Below are 22,263 nucleotides of genomic sequence, written 5' to 3'. Positions count from 1 at the left end.
GCATCTGGGAGACAGGAAATTTCGCCAATGACCAGTCATCCGTTTTTATCCGAATACCCCCGATGGATTGGCGCATCGGAATGGCGGAAGGTGTCAGGAATGCCGGTCAATCCCCGCCCTCTGGGGCGACGACCACCTTGACGATACAATGAATGGCGCTTAGATTAGAATTATTCTAAAAAGAGGCTGTCATGATTGATCGATTTTTCCAAGGGACTCGTCGCCCGTTCTCCAGTCTCAACGAGCAGGAAGTCCTGGCGCTTGCGATCTCCTCTGAAGAAGACGATGCGCGAATTTATCTGGCCTATGCGGATCAGCTTCGAGACCAGTATCCGCAATCTGCCAAGGTGTTCGAAGACATGGCGGAGGTTGAGCACACCCATCGCAACATGCTGATCGATATGCACCGCCGCCGTTTTGGCGAGCGTATTCCTTTGATCCGGCGGGAGCATGTGCGGGGATTTTACGCCAGAAAAGCCGATTGGTTGCGCAAGAATCAGTCCCTGGATCAAATCCGGGCTGAAGCGGAACTCATGGAACAGCAGGCCTTCCGTTTTTACACTGAAGCGCAAAAGGGGACAGCCGACGCTGAAACGCGTAAACTCTTGGGCGATCTGGCGCTTGCCGAACAAGGACATGAGGATATCGCGCGGGCGCTGACCGGAACCCATACCCCGGAAGACGTGCGCGAAGAAGAGGATGCCACAGAGCGCCGGCAGTTCGTCCTGACCTATGTTCAGCCGGGCCTTGCGGGCCTCATGGACGGTTCTGTCTCCACGCTCGCGCCGATATTTGCGGCAGCTTTTGCCACCGGCGATACGTGGCAGACCTTCTTGGTCGGCATGTCCGCCTCTGTAGGCGCCGGCATTTCCATGGGATTTACGGAAGCTGCCCACGATGACGGAAAGCTGTCGGGGCGCGGTTCGCCCCTAAAGCGCGGCCTTGCCTCCGGTATCATGACAGCCCTGGGCGGACTGGGGCACGCCTTGCCTTACCTCATCCCCCATTTCTGGACCGCCACACTGACGGCGGCAGTGGTCGTCTTCTTCGAACTGTGGGCAATCGCCTTCATCCAGAACAGATATATGGACACGCCCTTCTGGCGCGCAGCCATGCAGGTCGTTCTGGGTGGGTCCCTGGTCTTGGCCGCCGGTATTCTGATTGGCAACGGCTGATCGACGCGGATCGTTGGCTGTCTAACAAAAAAAGCGACCTCCAAGGGCCGCTTTTTCAACGGATTTTGATGCCTTACCGGAGTGCGCCGACGAGAACGTCGCGACCGTCATCGATGGTCACCCAGCGACCGGTGTCAAACGTTGCCTGACGCTTCAGAAAGCTGTAGGGCGTGCGAAACCACGGCTTCACGTCGTCAGATAGATTGTCGAGCACGAAATCGCCATCTGAACTGCGCAGAGTAAGGACAGCATGTCCCTCGCCATCCGGCTTTCTGACAACGGTGATCAAAAGGGCGGATACGGGAAAGCCAGCCTCGATCAGCATCTTGCGCTTCAGCAAAACGAAATCTTCGCAGTCGCCGGCATCCACGGGATAGGCCCAGACTTCTTCTCGACCATAAATTTCCATATCCGTCATCGGAGTGATCGTTGAGTTGACCGACGCATTCACGTTGCGAACGATATCCCAGCCGTGATCTGTAATGGTTGGCGGCGCAGACGGTTGGCTGCGGATAGAGCACTCATCGCGATGCGCACGGCAAAAATCGTAATGGCCGATCGGCTGAGATGTCACGCTACCGGTCGGCATTGCGTAAGGCGTGTTCGGCGCAGGCGTTGCCACAGTCGCTGACGCGGCAATGGCCATGCCCGCCAGAACCAGGGCAATTGCCCTCGATCGATTTACCATCTGGTCGTCCCCTTGATGCTTAACAAAAAGTTAATGAACAAAGGGGTGGTTAGTCAATCAAACGAACGGGGGAAGCACAGGCAATCCGTTGGTATGGTTAAAATGACACATTAGCAGTGCTGCACAATCTCCTCGATCGCGGCTGTCATGCGCTCCAGATCCTGCGGACGGGAAAGGCGATGATCGCCGTCCCGTATCAACGTCAAGACGACATCGTCCGATGGCAGGTGCTCGAGAAGTTTGAGTGCGTGTGTATAAGGAACATCAGGATCGTTCATTCCCTGCAGGATATGGACGGGGCATCCCGTTTCCACGATACCCTTCAGCACGCGATTTTTCTCTCCGTCTTCGAACAGCTTGCGCGTGAAGATATTCGGATCCGGGCTGTATTCCGATATCTCTTCGAAATAGCCCTTCTCTGCAAGGTCATGGCGTTCGGTGTCGGTCAACTGAGGCTCGATCAACTCGATGGTGAAGTCTGGCGCTGGAGCAATCAGTACGAGGCCTTCGATCTCGGGTCCATTGCCACGGCGCCGGATCTCTTCGATCAGCCGAAGCGCGATCCAGCCACCCATGGAGGAGCCGATCAGGATGACGCTTTCCGGGGCTTCGTGATCGAGGACGCTGAGTGCCTCTTCAGTCCAGCGGGATATGGTGCCGTCCTTGAAATCGCCTCCGGACTGACCATGTCCAGAGTAATCGAAGCGGATAGCAGCCAGTCCATGCGTGTCGGCCAGCCGGTCCATCTCGATTGCCTTGGTCCCGGCCATATCCGACCTGTAGCCGCCGAGCCACATCAAGGCTGGTCCACTGGCTTCTGTTTTGGATCGACGAGACTGTGTGGCGATCTGGCGTGCCTGATCGCCGGAACCAACCGTGATCGTGACCGTTTCAATACTGCTTGCAGCCGTGCTCATTCATTCGTCCTCGTTTGTTTGCGGCCTATAAAGCAGATTCGACAGATATCGGACAGCAGGTGATTTCTTGACGGAACCATGCTATTGACTTGCTCACCGTAATCGTCACATTGCCGGAAAATTGCGCGTACAAGGCCGTTGACCCTTGTAAATTCACGCATCATCAAAGGAGAATACGACCATTCGCAGACCTTTTAAAGCCGACGCCCCCGTCAAGGAGGGGCCGCGCTCGAACCGAGAAATCCGGGTTCCCAAAGTCCAGCTTATTAACGACGAAGGCCAGAACCTCGGCGCAGTCCCGACGGAAGAAGCGCTTAGGATGGCAGAAGAAGCGGGACTTGATCTCGTGGAAATTTCGCCCAATGCCGAGCCGCCCGTTTGCAAAATTCTGGATCTGGGTAAGCTGAAATACGCAAACCAGAAAAAGGCCGCTGAGGCCCGCAAGAAGCAGAAGATCGTCGAAATCAAAGAGATCAAGATGCGTCCCAATATCGACACCCATGATTATCAGGTGAAGATGAAGGCGATGAACAGGTTCTTTGACGAAGGTGATAAGGTTCGTGTCACACTGCGTTTCCGCGGTCGTGAAATGGCCCACCAGGAACTCGGCATGAAATTGCTGACGCAGGTCAAGGAAGACACCGCGGAGATCGCGAAGGTCGAGGCCGAGCCGAAGCTCGAAGGCCGTCAAATGATGATGGTATTGGCGCCGAGGTAATCGGCGTCCATTCGGACCGATGAAGCCGCCGTGGGCGGCTTTTGTCGTCTCCGATTGCTGGTAAGCACGATTGTCGCGCGCGCGGCATCTTGCTGATAACAGTGCAAGGCGAAAGCAGCCATAGCCGCGCTGGAGTCTTATGAATGGCTGTCTCCCAACAAAAAGCAGGTCTGTTGATCAGTAAACACGCTGGTCAGTGACTTTCGATCTGAGAATAATGTCGAGGAACAGCACCCATTTGCGTCTCACCAAGATTTGCTAGGGAGCACGTCAGGTGATGTGACGTTTGCCTCGACGTCGAAACAGGTGGCCTCGGAAAAGATTCCGTGTGCAGTCGTGTTGCACTTTTATATCTCTACGGTTATAAGCGCGCGTCCGAACGGTCCGGCAGGGCATGCCGTGGCCGTTCTTAATGCTTGAGGTTGGTTTCGTCTCCGGCCTCAAAAAAGAACCTTATGGAGTAGCAAAATGCCCAAGATGAAGACGAAGTCGTCCGCCAAGAAGCGGTTCAAGATTACAGCAACCGGCAAGGTTGTTGCAGCTGCTGCTGGCAAGCGCCACGGCATGATCAAACGGTCCAACAAGTTCATCCGCGATGCACGCGGTACGATGGTCCTGGCTGAGCCTGACGGCAAGAAGGTCATCAAGAACTACCTGCCGAACGGTCTCTGAGACCCTCTGCGTTTTTTTGGATATTAAGGAGATCATGACATGGCACGCGTAAAACGTGGCGTAACTTCCCGCGCCAAGCACAAAAAAGTTTATAAGGCAGCCAAGGGCTTCTACGGCCGCCGCAAGAATACGATCCGCGCAGCAAAAGCTGCTGTAGACCGTTCCAAGCAGTACGCCTATCGCGACCGCAAGGTTAACAAGCGCAACTTCCGCGCTCTGTGGATTCAGCGTATCAACGCTGCTGTCCGCGAATTCGGCCTCACATACGGCCGCTTCATCGATGGCCTGAACAAGGCTGGCATCGAAGTTGACCGTAAGGTTCTCTCCGACATGGCCATCCATGAGCCCGAAGCATTCGGTGCACTCGTTGCGGCCTCCAAGAAGTCGCTTGAGTACCTCAAGGAAGCCGGCACCACCAACGAGTTTGAAAGCGCGGTTCGTTGAGCCGAGCGCGCCGAAGGCGCGCAAAGCTGGCTCAACCAACCGAGGCGGCGCATGTGCCTTGCACGCGGGCTGCGCCCGCATGGGACATGCGCTAACCAGCGCTTCCCAACTTTACAATTGAATTGGGAAACCCGCGCTGGCAGGGCTGGCGCGGGTTTTTTCATGATAGCGTCATGTACCGGGCGTAGTGCCCGGAAAAGAGGCAGGAAAGACGAAAATGTCCGATCTCGATAGTATGAAGACGGCGCTTTTGGCAGATGTCGCCGCAGCGGGAGACGAGGCAGCGATTGAAGCGGTTCGCTTGTCGGCGCTGGGCAAAAAAGGCTCGGTGTCGGAATTGCTGAAGACCTTGGGTTCCATGACCCCGGAAGAGCGCCAGTCACGCGGTGCAGCGATCAATGCTTTGAAGAACGAGATTGCTGAGGCAATCAACGAGCGCAAGACCGCGCTGAGAGATGCCGCCATCGACGCTCGCCTGAAGGCAGAGACGGTCGATGTCAGCCTGCCGGTCCGCAGTTCCCCTGCAGAGCGCGGTCGTATTCATCCGATCACTCAGATCGTCGATGAAATTACCGCGATTTTTGCTGACATGGGTTTCTCCATTGCCGAAGGTCCGGATATCGAGACCGATTACTACAATTTCACGGCCCTGAATTTCCCCGAGGGTCACCCGGCCCGCGAGATGCACGATACCTTCTTCCTCGCACCTGATGAGAATGGCGAGCGCAAGGTTCTGCGCACCCATACGTCGCCCGTGCAGGTCCGCACCATGGAGGCCCAGAAGCCACCGATTCGTATCGTCATCCCCGGCAAGACCTATCGGCAGGACAGTGACGCAACCCATTCGCCCATGTTCCACCAGGTGGAAGGCCTTGTCATCGACAAGACCGCCAATGTCGGGCATCTGCGCTGGGTTCTTGAAGAGTTCTGCAAGACCTTCTTCGAGGTCGATAACGTCGTGATGCGCTTCCGCCCGTCATTCTTCCCGTTCACCGAGCCGAGCTTCGAGGTGGACATACAGTGTGACCGTTCGTCCGGACCGATCGTCAAATTCGGCGAAGGTACCGACTGGATGGAAATTCTCGGCTGTGGAATGGTTCATCCCAACGTTCTGCGCGCCGGCGGGCTTGATCCCGACGAATATCAGGGCTTTGCCTGGGGCATGGGGCTCGATCGTATTGCCATGCTGAAATACGGAATGCCGGACCTGCGCGACTTCTTCAATGCCGATGTTCGATGGACGAGCCACTACGGTTTTAGACCCCTCGATGTGCCGACATTGTTCGGCGGCCTGAGTGCGTAAGTCATGCGTGCCGTCATATCGAGAGGCTATGCATGCTGAACTCTGAAATGCCGAAGAAGGGCACGCAGCCGGTAGATGCGCTTTGCGATGAAAGCTATCTGCATGTCGAACTGGTCGATGGCCGGGTCATCAGCGTACCAACGGCCTGGATCCCCGCTCTCGAAGGCGCAAGCGCGACGGAGCGGAATTCCATGGAGTTCCTCGCGGCAAGCCTGCTCTGGCCGGACCTTGGCGCTGAAATACAGGTGTCGACTCTGCTGTGCGGACGCGATGCCATTCGCAAAGCAACGTCGTCACAGATCGAAATCAACGCAGACGCCTTGTTGCGATCCGTATCCGAAAGATTGGACCAATGAAATTCACTCTCTCCTGGCTGAAAGATCATCTCGAAACCGATGCAACGCTGGATCAGATCTGCGAGCGGCTGACGGCGATCGGCCTCGAGGTCGAAGATGTTGACGACAAGGCTGCCTACAAGCCGTTCGTCATCGCCAAGGTTCTGTCTGCCGAAAAGCATCCGGAAGCCGACCGCCTGCAGGTCCTGTCCGTCGATGCCGGCGATGGCAAACCAGTGCAGATCGTCTGCGGCGCACCGAATGCGCGCGCAGGACTGGTTGGTGCGTTGGCACGACCCGGCACCTATGTGCCGGGCATCGACGTGACCTTGTCTGTCGGCAAAATCCGTGGCGTCGAAAGCCACGGCATGATGTGTTCTGAAAAAGAGCTCGACATGTCGGATGACCATAACGGCATCATTGATCTACCGGAAGACGCGCCGGTTGGCACCTCCTTCGCTTCCTATGCTGGCCTCGACGACCCGGTCATCGAAATCAATCTCACCCCAAACCGTCCTGACTGCACGTCGATCTACGGCATTGCCCGCGACCTGGCGGCTTCCGGTCTTGGAACGTTGAAGAGGCCGACGCCACCGTCGTTCAAGGTCGAGGGTAATACGCCGCAAGAGGTCAGGCTCGAACTTGAAAGCGAGCTTTGCCCAGGTTTCGCCTGGCGTCTCGTACGCGGCGTGAAAAACGGCCCAAGCCCGAAATGGATGCAGCAACGGCTGCTTGCTATCGGCCTTCGCCCGATTTCTGCTCTGGTCGATGTCACCAACTACATGACCTTCGATCAGGGTCGCCCGATGCACGTGTTCGACGCCGACAAGGTTAAGGGTGCCCTGGTGGTACGTCGTGCAAAGGATGGCGAAGAAATCCTGGCGCTCGACACGCGCACCTACAAGCTGAACCCCACCAACGTCATCATTGCCGATGACAATGGTCCGGAATCCATCGGCGGCATTATGGGCGGAGAACATTCCGGCTGTGACGAGAATACCACCAATGTGCTGATCGAATCTGCGCTTTGGGATCCGATCAATATCGCCAAGACAGGCCGTTCGCAGGGCATCATCACCGATGCACGCTACCGCTTCGAGCGTGGTGTGGATCCCGAATATATGGTTCCGGGCCTCGAGCGCACCACCGAGCTGGTGCTGGACATGTGCGGCGGCACTGCGAGTGAAGCAAAGGTCACAGGCTACAAGGGCTATGAACCCAAGCGCGTTGACTTTCCTTACGCGGAAGTGAAGCGTCTGACTGGACTGACAGTTTCGAATTCGGAAGCGAAAGACATTCTGACTGGTCTCGGCTTCGAGGTTTCCGGCGATGGCGATACGGTCAAGGTTGCCGTTCCATCATGGCGACCGGACGTCGATGGCAAGGCTGACTTGGTTGAAGAAGTCATGCGCATCCACGGGGTTGACGAGATCAAGCCTGAGCCGCTGCCGGCGGCTGGCGCGGTCAACGCAAAGATCCTCACCACGCTGCAGATCCGCACCCGCACAGCCAAGCGTGCGCTTGCGTCGCGCGGCATGCTTGAGGCCGTGACGTGGTCCTTCATTTCGCACGACCACGCCAGGCTCTTCGGCGGAGGTAGCGCTTCGTTGAAGCTTGCCAACCCGATCGCCTCCGACATGTCGGATATGCGTCCATCACTATTGCCGGGTCTTTTGACTGCGGCCCAGCGTAACGCAGATCGTGGCTTCGGCGATGTGGCACTCTTTGAAGTGTCGGGAACTTATGAAGGTGATACGCCGGAAGGGCAGCGTCGCGTGGCTGGTGGCGTCCGTCGTGGCACGGCATCATTAGCGGGTGCTGGACGCATGTGGTCGAACACTGCCAACGGTGGCGGAAAGCCGGTTGGCGTTTTTGACGCCAAGGCCGATGCACTTGCCGTCATCGAGGCTTGTGGCCTGCCGATGAGCAATGTCCAGATCGAGGCCGGCGCACCTGACTGGTATCATCCGGGGCGTTCCGGCACCATCAAGATGGGGCCGAAGATTATCCTTGGCTACTTCGGCGAATTCCATCCGAAGACGCTGTCGGGCCTTGATGTCTCTGGCGCACTTTGCGGCTTTGAGGTCTTCGTGGATGCTATGCCTGAGCCGAAGAAAAAAGCCACCCGTACAAAGCCGGCTCTGGATCTGTCATCTTTGCAACTCGTCAAGCGTGATTTCGCCTTTGTGGTCGATCGCGCAGTCGAAGCCGGGGCGATCATGCGCGCGGCGGCAGGGTCCGACCGAAAGCTCATCACGGGTGTAAACGTCTTTGACGTCTTTGAAGGCGCAGCCCTCGGCGACGGCAAGAAGTCGGTCGCGATCGAGGTCTTGATCCAGCCGATCGAGAAAACGCTGACAGATGAAGACTTCGAAGCGTTGACAAAGAAGATTGTCGCGAATGTCGAAAAGACGACGGGCGGCACGCTGCGAGCCTGATTGCAACTGCACAGAAAACGGAAGAAGCGGCATGGTGTCATGTCGCTTCTTTTTTCTCTGTAGTGCGTTGTCGAGACGTCCGCGGACGTCAATATGCGGTTTACTAATTAAATGTACGCTATCGAGTACTAAACCTGCAGAGGTTGTTTTTCAGATTTCATATTAAAATAGGCGATTTCAAATGACGGGCTCAATCGATAGCAATATTTTTGACCTCGCACCTATCGCCATGTGGATCGAAGATTTCAGCGAGGTTAAGGCTCAGTTCGACGCATGGCGCAAAGGCGGCGTCTCCGATATTCGCGCCTTTTTGAAGAGTGACCTTTCAAGGGTCGCAGAATGCTCATCCAAAATACGGATAATGCGGGTGAACCGTAAAACCCTTGAGCTGTTCGAGGCGTCCGATATCGATCACCTCACGAGCAATCTCGACAAGGTATTCCGAGACGATATGTGGGAGACACATATCAATGAACTGGCCGAACTTTGGGACGGCAAAACCGAATTCACCGGCAACGCCGTCAACTACTCGCTATCCGGACAACGGCTGGATATTCAATTACGCGGGTCCGTGATGCCGGGATATGAAGACACGCTCGGCCAGCTTCTCATTACAACCGAAAATGTAACCGAGCGGGAAGCGGCAAGGCATGCCGAGGAGGAACATCGACGGTATGCCGAGGGCGTGTTCGAACATTCTCCGGTTTCTCTCTGGATTGAGGATTTCAGCGGTATACACGCGCTGATCGAAGGCGTTCGAGAGCGTGGCATTGAAGACTTCCGCGTCTTCACCGATGTTCACCCCGAATTCGTCCGCCAGTGCCTGGCTGAAATCAGGGTCATTGACGTGAACCAGGCCACTTTGGACCTGTTCTGCGCACCAGATCGGCAGACATTATTGGTGCGGCAATCCGAGATCTTTCGGGGCGAGACGGAAAAGCCGTTCCGGGAGCAATTGGTCGATCTCTGGGAGGGGCGTCTCTATCACAGCCGCGAAGTGGTCAATTATGCGCTCGATGGTTCCGAGCGTCACATCTTGCTCAATTTTTCCGTGTTTCCGGGCCATGAGGCCGATTGGTCTCGTGTGCAGGTCGCATTGACCGACATCACCGCTCGCAAGAAGGCTGAAGCCTATCTGGAATATCTCGGAAAACACGACATTCTCACCAAGCTTCATAACCGTGCCTTCTATACTGACGAGCTCAACAGGTTGGAGAGAAAGTCTCTCCGTCCGGTGTCAGCCATCGTAATTGATCTCAATGGACTGAAAGAAGCCAATGATCAGCTTGGTCATGATGCTGGCGATGCGCTTTTGCGGCGCTTCGGCGAGGTGCTCAATGGCGTCGCAAAGGCACCAAATCATGCAGCCCGCATTGGGGGCGATGAATTTGCTATCCTGATGCCGGGCGCGGATCAACACGCGGCGCACGCTTTGGTCGAGACGGTCTACGAGATCTTGAAGATCAACAACCAGTTCTATTCGGACGCGCCGCTCAGCATTTCACTCGGTATGGCAACCAGCGAGCCTGGCGAGAGCATGGAATCGCTGATGAAACGGGCCGACATCCTGATGTACGATAACAAGCGTGCCTATTACGCGACGAAGGCATCCAAACTAGCAAAAGCTTGACCCTGCTTTCGCGATAATCGTAATTGCGCACAGGGACGGCAACAGCGACGAGGCATCAGCGCCCCGCCATCTTGGCTAGGCGCTCCGGATATCTACCACCAGCCACCTTCGCAGGCGAAAGCAGTTCACCCAGTGTGTCGGCTTCCGTCTTGATCAGAATAACATCTGCTGCGGCTACATTCTTTTCCAGGTTTGCGATCTTCGTCGTGCCGGGAATGGGAACGATAAAATCGCCCTGTGCCAGCACCCATGCGAGGGCCAATTGTGCGGCCGTAACGCCCTTTTCGGCAGCCATGTCTTCGAGCAATTGAACGAGTGCCAGATTGGCGTCGAAGTTCTCCGCCTGGAAGCGGGGCAGGGTGCGGCGAAAATCGTCGGCAGCCAGCCCGTCCAGTTTCTTCAATCCACCTGTGAGCGTTCCGCGACCGAGAGGGGAAAACGGTACGAAGCCGATACCAAGCTCGCGGCAGCTATCCAGAACGCCATTCTGCTCGACGTCGCGCGACCACAGGGAATATTCGCTCTGGATGGCTGCGATCGGGTGCGTTGCGTGAGCACGGCGAAGCGTGTCTGCGCTTGCTTCAGAAAGCCCGATGGCCTTCACCTTGCCCTGTGAAACCAGATCGGCCATGGCCCCGACGGTGTCTTCGATTGGAACCGCAGGGTCAACGCGATGCTGGTAGAACAGGTCGATAACGTCGGTATCCAGACGCTTCAATGAGGCCTCAGCAACTGCGCGGACATTCTCCGGTGTGCCATCTGTGCCGACCATCATTTCGCCGGCGGGCTTGGAGGCATCGATCCTGAAACCGAATTTGGTGGCGATCTTGACCTTGTCGCGCATCGGTTTCAACGCCTTGCCGACAAGGCTCTCGTTGATATAGGGGCCGTAGACTTCGGCTGTGTCGAACAACGTGACGCCAAGATCAACAGCGCGGTGGATGGTGTCAATCGACGCGCTGTCGTCCTGTGAGGGGCTATAGCCATGGCTCATGCCCATGCAGCCAAGTCCGAGCGCGGAGACGGAAAGGGAACCCAGGTTTCTGTTCTTCATGGCGAGAAACTTTCTTTGAAATCCATATCTCTCTGTTCTGAGATATTTCACCGTAGACCGCTGAATTATCATTTGGAATAGCTGTAATTTCGATCAGCTTGTTCTATTAAATAGAACAATGAACAGAGCGCAACTTTCCCAACTAGCCGTCCTCGCCATCGTCGCCGAAACAGCCAGCTTCAGGAAGGCAGCCGCAGAGCTGGGCATAGCCCCGTCTGCCGTCAGCCACGCCGTCTCAGCGCTGGAAGAGAGCCTCGGCATCCGTCTGCTGGCGCGCACCACCCGCAGCGTGTCACCCACCCAGGAAGGCCGGCAATTGCTTGCCACTTTGACTCCTGCCCTGGCAGAAATTGGAGCGGCACTCGACACTCTGTCAGAGACCAGATCCAGGCCGGCCGGGACCTTGCGCATCACTTTACCACGCCTAGCGGCAGAGCACCTTATCGCACCTCGATTGGGAGAGTTTAGCCTTGTCTACCCCGACATCGCGTTGGAACTGGTCGCGAACGACAGTTTTGAAGACATCGTTGAACAGGGATTCGATGCCGGCCTCCGTCTCGGTGAGCATCTGGAAGCTGATATGGTGGCAGTCAAAGCCAGCGGCATGTGGCGTGGCGCCATCGTCGCAGCACCTCGCTACTTTGAGCGCTATCCTGTCCCGACGCAGCCGAGTGATCTCATGGCCCACCGCTGCATACGGCGGCGATTCGCCAGTGGCCGAATTTACCGCTGGGAGCTTGAAAAAGACGGCAAGGCCGTGGTCGTCGATGTCGCCGGCACGCTCACTCTTCCCGATGATCGGGCAATCCTTGCTGCCTGCCTGGATGGGGCAGGACTGGCCTTCGTGTTCGAAACCCGCATTCAAGACGAATTGGCCGACCGTCGGTTGATCCGGGTCATGGAAGACTGGTGCGAACCCTTCGACGGCTTCTATATTTACTATCCAACCCGTCGCCAGATGCGTCCGGCTTTGAGGGCATTTGTCGATTTTTTCCGCCACAAGGGCTGAAGCAAAATCAGGTTTCGAGCTCGATCTGGTAGCACACGAAGCCATTTGCGTCGCAGTAACTGTCGTACAGTTTGCGCGCTTGTGCGTTGTCGTTTGCCGTATGCCAATAAAGCCGGCACCAGCCATTGGTTTGGCATATGGTCAACAGATCATCGATCAGCGCCCGCCCTATACCTTTGCCGCGGATTGTCTCGTCGACAAACAGGTCTTCGAGGTAACACGTCGGTGTCATTTCCCATGTGGTCTCATGGATAAGATGGATGGCGAACCCGGCCACCTGTCCATCAACAATGGCAAGGCGCGCATTGACCGGCGAGTTCGGATCGAGGATCCGCGCCCAGGTATGGGCCGTCACCTCCTCTGAAACATCGGCTTTGTAGAATGTGAGATAGGCCGCCCAGTATCGTCGCCATGGAGCTTCGTCGGCTTCACTGGGATTGCGGATTTCGACGCTCATCGATCACGCCCCTGCGGCGTTAAGCTGCGCCATCTGGTCGGAGCTAAGGCTCAGTTTGCCGGCAGTGATAATTGCGTCCAGTTGTTTCAGGCTCGTGGCGGATGCGATGGGTGCGGTAATACCGGAGCGCGCAGCAACCCAGGCGATGGCAACAGCTGCTGGTGTCGTTCCCGTCTCCTTCGCAATGCTGTCGAGCGCGCCGAGGATCGCAAATCCTCTGTCATTCATGTATTTGGACATATTGCCTCCGCGCGCTTTGCCTTCCGCATCTTCAGCCTTGCGATATTTTCCGCTCAGAAAGCCCGAGGCCAAGGCAAAATAGCTGATGACGCCGATATCATTTGCCTGGCAAAGCTCCGAAAGCGGACCGTCGAAAGTGTCCCTTGTATAGAGATTATATTCGGGCTGGATCACATCGTAGCGCGGCAGACCGGATTTCTCGCTCGCTTCAAACGACGACTTCAACTGTTCAGCGTTGAAGTTCGAGCAGCCGATCGCCCGGATCTTTCCCTGTTCCTTGAGCTTGGCGAATGCTCCAAGCGTCTCCTCGTGTGAACGTCCCTCTTCCGGAAAGTGCGAGAGATAGAGATCGATATAGTCCGTCTGCAGACGCTTCAGCGAGTTTTCGACGGCCTCAAGTATCCACGTTTCCTGGAGGCGTTTTTCATCGCCCCACATCGGATGCCCGACTTTGGTGACGATAATCGCCTTGTCGCGTATGACACTCCCGCGCTTCAGCCACTCGCCGATCACTCTTTCGCTTTCGCCACCTTCATGGCCGTCGACCCAGGTGGAGTAAACATCGGCTGAATCGATGGCATTGAAGCCTGCATCGAAGAATTTGTCGAGCAGATTGAAGGACGTCTCCTTGTCCGCTGTCCAGCCAAACACGTTGCCGCCGAAAACGACGGGGGCGATGGAAAGGCCGGTACGACCGAGTGCGCGCATTTGCATGGGAGACTCCGAGTAAATTAAATTCCAGTCTCCCAAGTAGTGCATTCGATGTCTGCCGGAAAGGCCACATCCCAAACTCAGTCACTGGCGGGAAAATGTGATTGTCCCTGTCGAATGTATCAAGTGGACTGACGGTAGTGGCTAGGTGGCCGGTCATAGTGTCTGGACCAGGCACGGCGCAGGTGGCGGCTCGAGGCAAATCCTGCACGCTCTGCGATCCCTTCGATGTCGATCCGCGACTGGCTCAAAAGATCGTGCACCAGCGTGACCCGCATCAGATTGACGTAGTCGATCACAGTCATTCCGGTTTGCTCGCGAAACAGGCGCGAAAGGTGTCTTTCGCTCAGATGCGCGACATCTGCCAGCCGTCCGAGCGACCAGTCTGCTGACGGTTCCCCCATGATGGCATCCTGTGCCCGGTGTATGGACGGATGAATGTGATTGCGCCCAGAGAGCCAGGGGGATAGCTGCGGATCTGAGCCGCTGCGCCGCATATAGATCACCATGGTGCGCGCGATCTTTAGCGCGACGGCGGGAGATGTCAGGCGAGACACCAGCTGCAGCATCAGATCTGAACCTGTCGAAATGCCAGCGCTCGACATGCGAGCGCCATCTTCTACATACAGTCGGTTTTCAAGCACCCGTGCCGCCGGCGCAATGCGTTGCAATTGCTCAATGCAGTCCGCATGCGTAGTGCACTCGTAGCCGTCCAGCAGGCCTGCAGCGCCGGCAAGCAATGCACCGGAGCATATGGTGACAAGATTGACACCGGGATGCACGGTCTCAGCCAGCCATTTCGAGATTACTTGTCTTTCAGTTTTCTCGGACGGCTCGTCGTTCCAGCGCGTCATCGCGCCAGAAATAACCACATAGGCACCCTCAGGCAGCGCGCCTGGCAAGGGTTCCAGATTGGCGAGTGTCAATCCGATCGACGTGGTCTGCTCCCGGCTGACGGCAAGGAAGTGCAATTCGAAAGATAGCTCGCTTTGTGCCGCATTGGCATAACGCAAGACCTCAAGCGGCCCGGCCACGTCCACCAGCAGACAATGCGGCGGCAATACCGTGTAGACAGGAATAACCAGAGCGGTTGAGATCTCGCAGTCCGTCATGCAGCGGCGCTCAACATATCGAGGGCTTCGCTGACGGTCGCGATCCGCGCGAAGCGACCGGCCAGAACGAGTTCCGTTCTCGCCTTTATCTCGTCCGCGCTATAAGTCGTGCCGGACGCATGCGTCATCGCAAATGTGAGCGTGGCGTCCGAGACGAAATCAACGATATAGCCAAGATCGGAAGCATGGCGCGTTGTCGTTTCGCAGCACTGCTCCGTGCGGATGCCGGACACGATCAGGCGGGTGATGCCGTGTTGCCTGAGCCAGATATCAAGTTCCGTTCCGACCAGCGCTGAATGGCGGCTCTTGTAAAAGACGACGTCTGGGGCGATGGACAGGCCTTCGAGAGTGCGAATATGTCCGCTATCGCGATGAAAGGGGCCGTCGCCGTCGCTGTGAAAAATCTGGATCACCGGCAGACCTTTGGCGCGCGCGCCATCGATGAGTGCCTGCTGGTTGGCCAAGAACTCCGGCACATTGTCCTCGCTCCACGAAGGGCGATGCCGAAAGGACTCCTGAACGTCGATGACAAGCAATGCGGTTTTGGGACTTGCAGACATTTTGTTTATCTCCAGATGCAGGCTACATCCGAATAATATCCCTGATGTTCAAGCGGAAAAGCACTTTTGGAGACGAAGATAGGACATATTGAGCCATTTCAGAGCATGATGGCCGATCATTTTATGTTCTCCCGGTGCCATCCAGCGTTGCAGCGCCGGGGCAATGCCGTTAGCTTTCGCCCAACAAATTCGTGGAGGAAAAATCATGTTGCGTTTCGGTATAATGTCGACAGCCAAGATCGGTCAGGAGCTCGTTGTTCCAGCCATTCAGGATGCTGAAAATTGTGTGGTCACGGCCATCTCCAGTCGTGATCCAGCGCGGGCACGCAGCATGGCAGATCGCTTTTCGGTCCCGCACGCCTTCGGATCTTACGAAGAAATGCTGGCATCCGACACAATTGATGCCGTCTATATTCCTCTGCCGACATCCCAGCATGTGGAATGGGCGATCAAGGCTGCCGATGCCGGCAAACACGTTCTGTGCGAAAAGCCGATAGCGCTGAAAGCCAGTGACATCGACGCAGTGATCGAGGCGCGTGACCGCAATGGTGTGGTGGTCAGTGAGGCCTATATGGTCACCTATTCGCCGGTCTGGAAGAAAGTCCGCTCGCTTCTAGCCGAAAAGGCCATTGGTCAATTGCGCCATGTGCAGGGCGCTTTCACCTACTTCAACCGCGACCCGGACAATATGCGCAACATCCCATCCCTGGGCGGTGGCGGACTTCCCGATATCGGCGTCTACCCGGCGATCACGACACGGTTCTCCACCGGCAAGGAGCCCGTGCGTGTGCAGGCGACGACGGATCGTGATCCAGTATTCGGCACAGACATCTATTCCAGCGTGAAGGCCGACTTCGGCGACTTTGAGCTGAGCTTTTATATCTCCACCCAGCTCGCCAACCGACAGATCATGGTGTTCCACGGCACGGAAGGGTTCATAGAGGTAAAATCCCCGTTCAATGCCGACCGCTGGGGGGCCGAGGAAGTAGAGCTTTCAAACCAGTCTCATGCCAGATCGGAAATTTTCCGCTTCCCCGATAGCCGTCAGTACAAATTGGAAGCAGAGGCCTTCGCGTCCGCAGCGAAAGGGGGCCAGAATGAACTGGTGTCTTTGGAAAATTCAAAGGCCAATCAGAAGTTTATCGACGCCATCTATCGTGCAAGCGAAAGGGACGGCTGGGAAAACATCTGACGTTCAGCGCCGGAAGACGAAGCGCGAATAGCCAAAAAAGCTGAAACCCATAGCGGCAATGGATGAGAAGATCAGTGCCGCAAATGGACTGAGCGTTGGAATGGTCAGCAGAAGACCAGTGAATATGAGATAGTTCACCAGGGCCGATGTCAGGCCGACCGAGCCATAGCGAAAGCCCTCGCGGATAACGGAATATCGCGAGGCCCCGAAGGTGAAGCGCCGATTGAGATACCAGGTCGCAGCAAGCGCGGTCAGGATCGCCAGTGCACGTGCCGGAATGGCACTTATCGGTGTGAACGTCAGAAGAAGCGCGAGCATCGATGCGTCCACAAGGAAGCCGGCACCGCCAACGACCGCGAAACGCAAAAGCCGCATCATGCCGCTTTTCTCGCCTTGCGCTTTCGCGGAGCTGTCTTGGTTTCAACCACATCCGCGACAGTGCTTGATGAGGCCTGTCCCATGACCGGCAGCGACATATAGTGGATGCGCAGCTGTTCGGCGCGCGCACGCGCCAGCGAATCGAGAATGGTGCCTGCGGTCAATAGCAGCAGCGACATCATCGTCAGCGCCATGGAAAACACCCATGTCGGCATCCGATCAACGAGGCCTGTCTGAAAATACGAATAGAGGACCGGCGCCATGAAAATCAGGCTGCTGCTCATGAGTACACCGGCAAAGAGACCGAAGAAGGCAAACGGCCGAGTTTCCTTCATCAAGGTTGCAAACATCCAGAGGATCTTCAGCCCGTCGCGAACCGTCGAAAGCTTGGAATGCGATCCTTCCGGACGCCGTCCGTAATCCAGTTCAAGCTCGCAGACCGGCAATTTGAGCCGCAAGGCATGAACGGACATTTCTGTCTCGATCTCGAAACCGTTGGAAACGGCCGGAAAACTTTTCACATAGCGCCGAGAAAACGCCCTGTAGCCTGACAGGATGTCTGTAAAGCCCGGGCCGAACATCACGCGATAGATCTGGTTGAACAACCGGTTGCCGAAGGCATGACCATTGCGCCCGGCATCGGCATGAACGCCACGTCGCGTTCCCACCACCATATCTGCGCGTTCGGTAATCAGCGTGCGTATCAGATCTTCGGCATCGCCAGCGGCATAGGTGCCGTCGCCATCCGCCATCAAATAGATATCCGCTTCGATATCTGCAAACATGCGGCGCACCACATGACCCTTGCCCTGACGGCGCTCGCGAAAGACGGTGGCGCCGGCCAGCATGGCGTGAAGCGCCGTGCCATCGGTTGAATTGTTGTCGTAGACGTAGACATGAGCACTGGGTAGCGTTTCGCGAAATGCGCGCACCACTTCGCCCACGGTCGCAGCTTCGTTGTAGCAGGGCAACAGCACTGCGATCTCGTGGTCGGTCGTCTCGGAATCGAGCATCTGCTTGGCAATCCTGTCGGGCAGCGGTCTCATGCGCGCCAGACTTTACTATTTCTTGAGAAGGTTAAGGCTAGGTTTCGGGGGATTGATGCTTATGAGATATTTTCGCCGGACACCCAGTCGCCGGCAGGAACAGGCGATATGGCAAGCAGTGCAGATGCAGAGACAGCTAAGCGGGAGCGTTTTTCATTCTGGCGTTACTACTGGCCGTCCGTTCTGGTTTACAGCGCGCTGCTCATTCTGGCCCTCCTGGCGATAACCCTGCCCTGGTCCAACGATTATGTTGGCAAGGACAATGATGACGTCATGCGCCTCGTTCAGGTTCGTGATTTTCTAGCAGGCCAGGGCTGGTTCGATCTCGTGCAGAAACGGCTGGGCCTCGATGGCGGCACCTTGATGCATTGGTCGCGATTGGTGGATCTGCCAATCGCGGCGTTGATTATGTTATTTAAGCTGTTTTTTGCGCCGGAAAGCGCTGAGGCAGCAGCACTTGCCGTTTGGCCTCTGGTGCTAGTCATTCCGCTCGTAGCCGGTATCGGCCTTGCCGGTCGTCGCGTGGGAAGCGCACAGACGATGCACATAACCATGGGCTTTACGGTACTCATGGTTTTGACCAGCAATCGTTTCCTTCCCGGCTCCATTGACCATCATAATGTGCAGCTTGGCCTGGTCGCGATTATCCTTGCCATGCTGGTTGACCCGCGAAGACGGGCGCTTAGCTTTGCAGTCGCTGGCTTCGCCTCAGCCCTTGCCATAGCAATCGGTGCAGAGACCACACCGCTGATCGTCATGGTTTGCCTCGTGGTTGCTGTGATGTGGGCATGGCATGGCGTCGCTTTTGGCCGCCCTGCAATGGCGTTTTCCGTTGCAATTGCCGTCAGCATCTCTGTTTTGTTCTTCGCAACAGTACCGGCCAGCCGATATTCACAGGTCACCTGCGACAGTCTTTCTCTGGGCTATTACGGGCTTGTATCAATCGGCGGGCTCGTCCTTCTCCTGTCAGTACTGTTCACAAATCGTTTTGGCAGGCTTGTGCGGTTTGCTGTCCTCGGTTTTGACGGAATGCTGATGGCTGGCGCGGCTTTGACGCTCGCGCCGCAATGCATTGGAAATCCGCTCAGCAGTCTCGATCCGCTGCTTGTCACATTGTGGTTGAACAATGTGAGCGAAGCGCAATCCATCTTTTCCGAATTGAGAAACGATCCTGGAATCGTTGGCGGCTTCTATGCACCCGGTCTTTTCGCAATTGCCATTTGTGGATTCCGCATCTGGCAACGTGATCGTGTTGAATTGCACGCACTGTTGCTGCCTCTCCTGTTGGTCAGTGCGTTGATTGCGTTTGTTCAGGTACGGGGCTCTATCTTTCTCAATCTGGTTGCGATCGTGCCATCGGCCTTGCTCGTCAGTGAGCTTCGCCAGATATCCAATAGAGATGCGGAAAATGTCTCGAAGGGGTTCGCATTCGTCACGGCCACACTCTTTTCGGTGCCGAGTTTCTGGGCGCTTGGTGGAACCATGCTGACCGAAGGGACGGCAGGTCTCACCAACAGGATGGAGAACGTAATATCCTCAGGCACAGACACTTCGCCAACGAGTTGCACGTCCCGCCGATCAATGCAGCAACTTCTAAGCCTGAAGCCAGGTCTGGTGGCGGCACCGTCGAACAGTGGCGTCGACATACTTCGGTTTACCGAAAACAGGGTTCTCTCCGCTCCCTACCATCGCAATCAAGGCGGTATGCTCACCGAACTGCATATCGGTCTTGCGCAGCCAGACGAAGCGGATGCGTTCCTGCGCGGTGCAGACGTCGCGACGATAGCCTTTTGCCCGGATGATGTGCAGACGGAAATGATCATCGCGATGAAGCCTGACGGTCTGTATGCGGCGCTGAGCCGCGGAGAGGTGCCTGCCTATCTGAAGGCTTTGCCAAAGGATCCAGAATCGGGGTTCCAGATCTACCAGGTCGAGCTGCCTGACTTGAAATAACGTCCTTGTTGGCGCCTGAAAATTGTGTCCGGCCTGCCTGCCTGTACTGATCTTGGCCCGGTTTTGGGTTACGAGAAGGCATGGCCAATTTGTTAAGCGATGATTCGCCCACCAATCTCACCGAATTCTCGGTGTCCGAACTCTCCGGATCGATCAAGCGGACGGTTGAAACCGCATTTGATCATGTGAGGGTGCGTGGTGAAATTTCTGGCTATCGCGGTCCGCACTCATCAGGTCACGCCTATTTTGCCCTGAAGGATGACCGGTCGCGCATCGATGCCGTGATCTGGAAGGGCAATTTCTCCAAGCTGAAGCACCGTCCCGAAGAGGGGATGGAGGTAATTGCAACCGGCCGGGTCTCGACGTTCCCCGGGTCCTCAAAATACCAGATCATCATCGAAACCATTGAACCTGCCGGCGCCGGCGCCTTGATGGCGCTGATCGAGGAGCGGAAACGCAAACTGGGTGCCGAAGGCCTGTTTGATGCATCGCGCAAACAGCTGTTGCCGTTCATGCCCAAAGTGATTGGTGTGGTGACGTCACCGACAGGTGCCGTTATCCGCGATATTCTGCACCGTATATCGGACCGTTTCCCGGTCCATGTCGTCGTCTGGCCGGTCAAGGTGCAGGGCGAGGGCTGCGGGCACGAAGTTGCCAGTGCCATCAATGGCTTCAACGCCATGACGCCTGGAGGACCAATCGCGCGTCCGGACGTCCTGATCGTCGCGCGTGGCGGTGGCAGTCTGGAAGATCTGTGGGGCTTCAATGATGAAATCGTGGTGCGGGCGGCGGCGGCCAGCGAAATACCGCTGATTTCGGCCGTCGGACACGAAACAGACTGGACACTGATCGATTATGCCGCCGATGTGCGGGCACCGACGCCAACAGGCGCTGCGGAGATGGCCGTTCCGGTCAAGGTGGAGCTCGAAGCTCAGGTCGCCAACCTTGCGGCTCGTCTGTCGGGTGCCTCAAGCCGGCAGATGGATTTGCGCCGCCAGAATGTGCGCGCCCTTGCCCGTGCGCTTCCCTCGCTCGATCAATTGCTTGCTCTTCCGCGCCGTCGTTTCGATGAAGCCGCAGCGGGCCTTGGCAGAGGGTTGGAGCGCAACACCATCGCCAAGCGTCACGGCTTCGAAAAGGTGGCGACCCGCCTGACGCCCGACACGCTGTCGCGCCGTTTTTCCGATTGGCGAAATCGCCTGAATGAACGCTCTGCACTCTCCGATCGCATTCTTGAGCGTCTTATCGACCGCCAGCGCGCGCGTCTTGATCGTTTTGATGCAACACTGAGTGCCGTGCCATCCAGACTAACGGCGCAGATTGATCGCAGCCGTGATCGGTTTGATGCTCTGAGCCGTCGCGCCGAAAGCGCGGTCAGCAACGACCTGCGCCGCGCACGTCAGATGCTGTCTGCCCAAGAGCGCATGTTGCAGTCGCTATCCTACAAAAATGTGCTCAATCGTGGCTATGCGGTAATCCGGGATGAAAACGACAAGCCGGTATCTCGCGCTGCGTCTCTGTTGGATGGCCAGCGGATTGCCATTGAATTCGGTGATGGCCGCGTTGATGCGGTGACCGGAGAAGGCGCTGGCGGTCCGGTGGCGGGCAGCGGTGGAGCGAGCCCGAAAAAGGCGGCTGCGGCCAAGTCCTCGGTCAAGGAAGCAAAGCAGCGGAGTCCCGTCAGCGACAATCCGCCGCCAAAACAGGGCAGCCTTTTCTGAGGTTTGCTTGGATGGCGTATGGGCATGCATCTGGGATACCAAGAAGCTCGCGGGTGTCTGATTTTGACAGTCCCCATTCTTTTTTGGCTCCGGCCGCCCTATCTCCTGTTGAAACGGCATCATCATCAGGAGTTCCCCAATGAAGACCATTGCTGCCTCGTTTATTGTTCTGGCTGCCCTCGCGGCGGCCACGCCATCGGCATATGCTGATCAAAGCAGGCTTGCCGAGATTATCTTCGGCAAGGATTATCATGACGGTGTCATTGCGGTTCCGGTGGGACAAGATAGCCGACGCCATGGCCGTTCTGGAGAAGCGCTGGCAATTTATCCGCTTCCGGTCACGATCAAAGAGGCGCAGGCAGACGTGTCCAGCGATCCGGCGTTGTTGGCGGCACTGGTTAGGCGCAATATCGCCGTTCACAATGTCCTGAAGGTCGACACCGCCGCAAATGGCGGACACGTTATCTACTACCGCTGATTAATAAGGCGGTCGGAAAAAGAGATGCCCCT

General features: G+C 56.6%; 22 protein-coding genes. 13 read left to right on the top strand and 9 right to left on the bottom strand.

Annotated features, from left to right (window positions below; genetic code table 11):
* Positions 1–191 precede the first annotated feature (191 nt).
* Positions 192–1,175 carry an iron exporter MbfA gene (gene mbfA, locus ACQQ2Q_RS07345; protein ID WP_428186348.1) on the top strand — a complete coding sequence of 328 codons (984 nt, stop codon included), beginning with the start codon at positions 192–194 and terminating at the stop codon, positions 1,173–1,175.
* Between the two features lie 73 nt (positions 1,176–1,248).
* Here mbfA and ACQQ2Q_RS07340 read toward each other — a convergent pair whose 3' ends face one another.
* Both ACQQ2Q_RS07340 and ACQQ2Q_RS07335 read right to left on the bottom strand, forming a co-directional pair.
* Positions 1,249–1,863, bottom strand: coding sequence for a transglutaminase-like cysteine peptidase (locus ACQQ2Q_RS07340; RefSeq protein ID WP_428186347.1), 615 nt, complete (start codon positions 1,861–1,863; stop codon positions 1,249–1,251).
* A gap of 110 nt (positions 1,864–1,973) precedes the next feature.
* Entirely contained in the window at positions 1,974–2,780 is an 807-nt protein-coding gene (locus tag ACQQ2Q_RS07335) for an alpha/beta hydrolase (protein ID WP_428186346.1), read from the bottom strand.
* 181 nt (positions 2,781–2,961) lie between these two features.
* Here ACQQ2Q_RS07335 and infC point away from each other — a divergent pair, with 181 nt between their 5' ends.
* From infC to ACQQ2Q_RS07300, 7 genes are all read left to right on the top strand, one after another.
* Positions 2,962–3,498 (top strand): translation initiation factor IF-3, encoded by a 537-nt coding sequence (gene infC, locus ACQQ2Q_RS07330; RefSeq protein WP_428186512.1) that lies wholly within the window; start codon positions 2,962–2,964, stop codon positions 3,496–3,498.
* A gap of 468 nt (positions 3,499–3,966) precedes the next feature.
* Positions 3,967–4,170, top strand: coding sequence for a 50S ribosomal protein L35 (gene rpmI / locus ACQQ2Q_RS07325; protein ID WP_029620731.1), 204 nt, complete (start codon positions 3,967–3,969; stop codon positions 4,168–4,170).
* 39 nt (positions 4,171–4,209) lie between these two features.
* A complete protein-coding gene (gene rplT, locus ACQQ2Q_RS07320; RefSeq protein ID WP_428186345.1) occupies positions 4,210–4,614 on the top strand; it encodes a 50S ribosomal protein L20 in 405 nt (134 codons plus the stop codon).
* A 217-nt stretch (positions 4,615–4,831) separates the two neighbouring features.
* Positions 4,832–5,917, top strand: coding sequence for a phenylalanine--tRNA ligase subunit alpha (pheS, locus tag ACQQ2Q_RS07315; RefSeq protein ID WP_428186344.1), 1,086 nt, complete (start codon positions 4,832–4,834; stop codon positions 5,915–5,917).
* Between the two features lie 32 nt (positions 5,918–5,949).
* Entirely contained in the window at positions 5,950–6,273 is a 324-nt protein-coding gene (locus tag ACQQ2Q_RS07310; RefSeq protein ID WP_428186343.1) for a DUF2442 domain-containing protein, read from the top strand.
* Entirely contained in the window at positions 6,252–8,690 is a 2,439-nt protein-coding gene (gene pheT / locus ACQQ2Q_RS07305) for a phenylalanine--tRNA ligase subunit beta (protein WP_428186511.1), read from the top strand. The genes ACQQ2Q_RS07310 and pheT overlap by 22 nt, the downstream gene beginning before the upstream one ends.
* A 181-nt stretch (positions 8,691–8,871) precedes the next feature.
* Complete coding sequence (locus ACQQ2Q_RS07300; protein ID WP_428186342.1) at positions 8,872–10,320, top strand: diguanylate cyclase domain-containing protein; 1,449 nt, start codon at positions 8,872–8,874, stop codon at positions 10,318–10,320.
* 55 nt (positions 10,321–10,375) lie between these two features.
* Here the strand turns inward: ACQQ2Q_RS07300 and ACQQ2Q_RS07295 are convergent, their stop codons facing one another.
* A complete protein-coding gene (locus tag ACQQ2Q_RS07295) occupies positions 10,376–11,374 on the bottom strand; it encodes an aldo/keto reductase (protein ID WP_428186341.1) in 999 nt (332 codons plus the stop codon).
* A 118-nt stretch (positions 11,375–11,492) separates the two neighbouring features.
* On the opposite strand from ACQQ2Q_RS07295, the gene ACQQ2Q_RS07290 reads away from it, so the two are divergent.
* Entirely contained in the window at positions 11,493–12,383 is an 891-nt protein-coding gene (locus tag ACQQ2Q_RS07290; protein ID WP_428186340.1) for a LysR family transcriptional regulator, read from the top strand.
* A gap of 7 nt (positions 12,384–12,390) precedes the next feature.
* Here the strand turns inward: ACQQ2Q_RS07290 and ACQQ2Q_RS07285 are convergent, their stop codons facing one another.
* From ACQQ2Q_RS07285 to ACQQ2Q_RS07270, 4 genes are all read right to left on the bottom strand, one after another.
* Positions 12,391–12,840 (bottom strand): N-acetyltransferase family protein, encoded by a 450-nt coding sequence (locus tag ACQQ2Q_RS07285; RefSeq protein ID WP_428186339.1) that lies wholly within the window; start codon positions 12,838–12,840, stop codon positions 12,391–12,393.
* Positions 12,841–12,843: 3 nt separating this feature from the next.
* Positions 12,844–13,794 (bottom strand): aldo/keto reductase, encoded by a 951-nt coding sequence (locus ACQQ2Q_RS07280; protein ID WP_428186338.1) that lies wholly within the window; start codon positions 13,792–13,794, stop codon positions 12,844–12,846.
* Positions 13,795–13,913: 119 nt separating this feature from the next.
* A complete protein-coding gene (locus ACQQ2Q_RS07275) occupies positions 13,914–14,903 on the bottom strand; it encodes a GlxA family transcriptional regulator (RefSeq protein WP_428186337.1) in 990 nt (329 codons plus the stop codon).
* On the bottom strand, positions 14,900–15,463 hold the full coding sequence (locus ACQQ2Q_RS07270) for an isochorismatase family protein (protein WP_428186336.1): 564 nt from the start codon (positions 15,461–15,463) through the stop codon (positions 14,900–14,902). Before ACQQ2Q_RS07270 ends, ACQQ2Q_RS07275 begins: the two co-directional genes overlap by 4 nt.
* A gap of 205 nt (positions 15,464–15,668) precedes the next feature.
* Between ACQQ2Q_RS07270 and ACQQ2Q_RS07265 the strand changes: the two genes are divergently transcribed.
* Positions 15,669–16,655: a Gfo/Idh/MocA family protein gene (locus ACQQ2Q_RS07265; protein WP_428186335.1), complete on the top strand. Its 987-nt coding sequence runs from the start codon at positions 15,669–15,671 to the stop codon at positions 16,653–16,655.
* A 3-nt stretch (positions 16,656–16,658) separates the two neighbouring features.
* Here ACQQ2Q_RS07265 and ACQQ2Q_RS07260 read toward each other — a convergent pair whose 3' ends face one another.
* Together ACQQ2Q_RS07260 and ACQQ2Q_RS07255 are read right to left on the bottom strand one after the other, a co-directional pair.
* On the bottom strand, positions 16,659–17,033 hold the full coding sequence (locus tag ACQQ2Q_RS07260; RefSeq protein WP_428186334.1) for a GtrA family protein: 375 nt from the start codon (positions 17,031–17,033) through the stop codon (positions 16,659–16,661).
* A complete protein-coding gene (locus ACQQ2Q_RS07255) occupies positions 17,030–18,046 on the bottom strand; it encodes a glycosyltransferase (protein ID WP_428186510.1) in 1,017 nt (338 codons plus the stop codon). Before ACQQ2Q_RS07255 ends, ACQQ2Q_RS07260 begins: the two co-directional genes overlap by 4 nt.
* 141 nt (positions 18,047–18,187) lie before the next feature.
* Between ACQQ2Q_RS07255 and ACQQ2Q_RS07250 the strand changes: the two genes are divergently transcribed.
* The 3 genes from ACQQ2Q_RS07250 (at position 18,188) to ACQQ2Q_RS07240 (ending at position 22,231) form a co-directional block, all read left to right on the top strand.
* Positions 18,188–20,032: a hypothetical protein gene (locus tag ACQQ2Q_RS07250; RefSeq protein WP_428186333.1), complete on the top strand. Its 1,845-nt coding sequence runs from the start codon at positions 18,188–18,190 to the stop codon at positions 20,030–20,032.
* An 80-nt stretch (positions 20,033–20,112) separates the two neighbouring features.
* Positions 20,113–21,753, top strand: a complete 1,641-nt coding sequence (xseA, locus tag ACQQ2Q_RS07245; protein ID WP_428186332.1) for an exodeoxyribonuclease VII large subunit — start codon at positions 20,113–20,115, stop codon at positions 21,751–21,753.
* Between the two features lie 139 nt (positions 21,754–21,892).
* Positions 21,893–22,231 carry a hypothetical protein gene (locus tag ACQQ2Q_RS07240; RefSeq protein ID WP_428186331.1) on the top strand — a complete coding sequence of 113 codons (339 nt, stop codon included), beginning with the start codon at positions 21,893–21,895 and terminating at the stop codon, positions 22,229–22,231.
* The last annotated feature ends 32 nt before the right edge of the window (positions 22,232–22,263 follow it).

It is taken from the genome of Agrobacterium sp. ES01, assembly GCF_050320885.1.
Taxonomy (GTDB): domain Bacteria; phylum Pseudomonadota; class Alphaproteobacteria; order Rhizobiales; family Rhizobiaceae; genus Allorhizobium.
The sequence above is the reverse complement of the archived record's forward strand: the minus strand, read 5'-3'. Positions and strand labels throughout refer to the sequence as shown.

Excerpts from the sequence above, each read along its gene's own strand:
- ACQQ2Q_RS07280 (WP_428186338.1), bottom strand. The coding sequence starts at position 13,794 with ATGCAAATGCGCGCACTCGGTCGTACCGGCCTTTCCATCGCCCCCGTC.
- ACQQ2Q_RS07310 (WP_428186343.1), top strand. The coding sequence starts at position 5,950 with ATGCTGAACTCTGAAATGCCGAAGAAGGGCACGCAGCCGGTAGATGCG.
- ACQQ2Q_RS07335 (WP_428186346.1), bottom strand. The coding sequence starts at position 2,780 with ATGAGCACGGCTGCAAGCAGTATTGAAACGGTCACGATCACGGTTGGT.
- ACQQ2Q_RS07300 (WP_428186342.1), top strand. The coding sequence starts at position 8,872 with ATGACGGGCTCAATCGATAGCAATATTTTTGACCTCGCACCTATCGCC.
- ACQQ2Q_RS07275 (WP_428186337.1), bottom strand. The coding sequence starts at position 14,903 with ATGACGGACTGCGAGATCTCAACCGCTCTGGTTATTCCTGTCTACACG.
- ACQQ2Q_RS07285 (WP_428186339.1), bottom strand. The coding sequence starts at position 12,840 with ATGAGCGTCGAAATCCGCAATCCCAGTGAAGCCGACGAAGCTCCATGG.
- rplT (WP_428186345.1), top strand. The coding sequence starts at position 4,210 with ATGGCACGCGTAAAACGTGGCGTAACTTCCCGCGCCAAGCACAAAAAA.
- ACQQ2Q_RS07270 (WP_428186336.1), bottom strand. The coding sequence starts at position 15,463 with ATGTCTGCAAGTCCCAAAACCGCATTGCTTGTCATCGACGTTCAGGAG.
- ACQQ2Q_RS07255 (WP_428186510.1), bottom strand. The coding sequence starts at position 18,046 with ATGCTCGATTCCGAGACGACCGACCACGAGATCGCAGTGCTGTTGCCC.
- ACQQ2Q_RS07250 (WP_428186333.1), top strand. The coding sequence starts at position 18,188 with ATGGCAAGCAGTGCAGATGCAGAGACAGCTAAGCGGGAGCGTTTTTCA.
- ACQQ2Q_RS07290 (WP_428186340.1), top strand. The coding sequence starts at position 11,493 with ATGAACAGAGCGCAACTTTCCCAACTAGCCGTCCTCGCCATCGTCGCC.
- mbfA (WP_428186348.1), top strand. The coding sequence starts at position 192 with ATGATTGATCGATTTTTCCAAGGGACTCGTCGCCCGTTCTCCAGTCTC.
- ACQQ2Q_RS07260 (WP_428186334.1), bottom strand. The coding sequence starts at position 17,033 with ATGATGCGGCTTTTGCGTTTCGCGGTCGTTGGCGGTGCCGGCTTCCTT.
- ACQQ2Q_RS07240 (WP_428186331.1), top strand. The coding sequence starts at position 21,893 with ATGAAGACCATTGCTGCCTCGTTTATTGTTCTGGCTGCCCTCGCGGCG.
- ACQQ2Q_RS07295 (WP_428186341.1), bottom strand. The coding sequence starts at position 11,374 with ATGAAGAACAGAAACCTGGGTTCCCTTTCCGTCTCCGCGCTCGGACTT.
- rpmI (WP_029620731.1), top strand. The coding sequence starts at position 3,967 with ATGCCCAAGATGAAGACGAAGTCGTCCGCCAAGAAGCGGTTCAAGATT.
- pheS (WP_428186344.1), top strand. The coding sequence starts at position 4,832 with ATGTCCGATCTCGATAGTATGAAGACGGCGCTTTTGGCAGATGTCGCC.
- ACQQ2Q_RS07265 (WP_428186335.1), top strand. The coding sequence starts at position 15,669 with ATGTTGCGTTTCGGTATAATGTCGACAGCCAAGATCGGTCAGGAGCTC.
- ACQQ2Q_RS07340 (WP_428186347.1), bottom strand. The coding sequence starts at position 1,863 with ATGGTAAATCGATCGAGGGCAATTGCCCTGGTTCTGGCGGGCATGGCC.
- xseA (WP_428186332.1), top strand. The coding sequence starts at position 20,113 with ATGGCCAATTTGTTAAGCGATGATTCGCCCACCAATCTCACCGAATTC.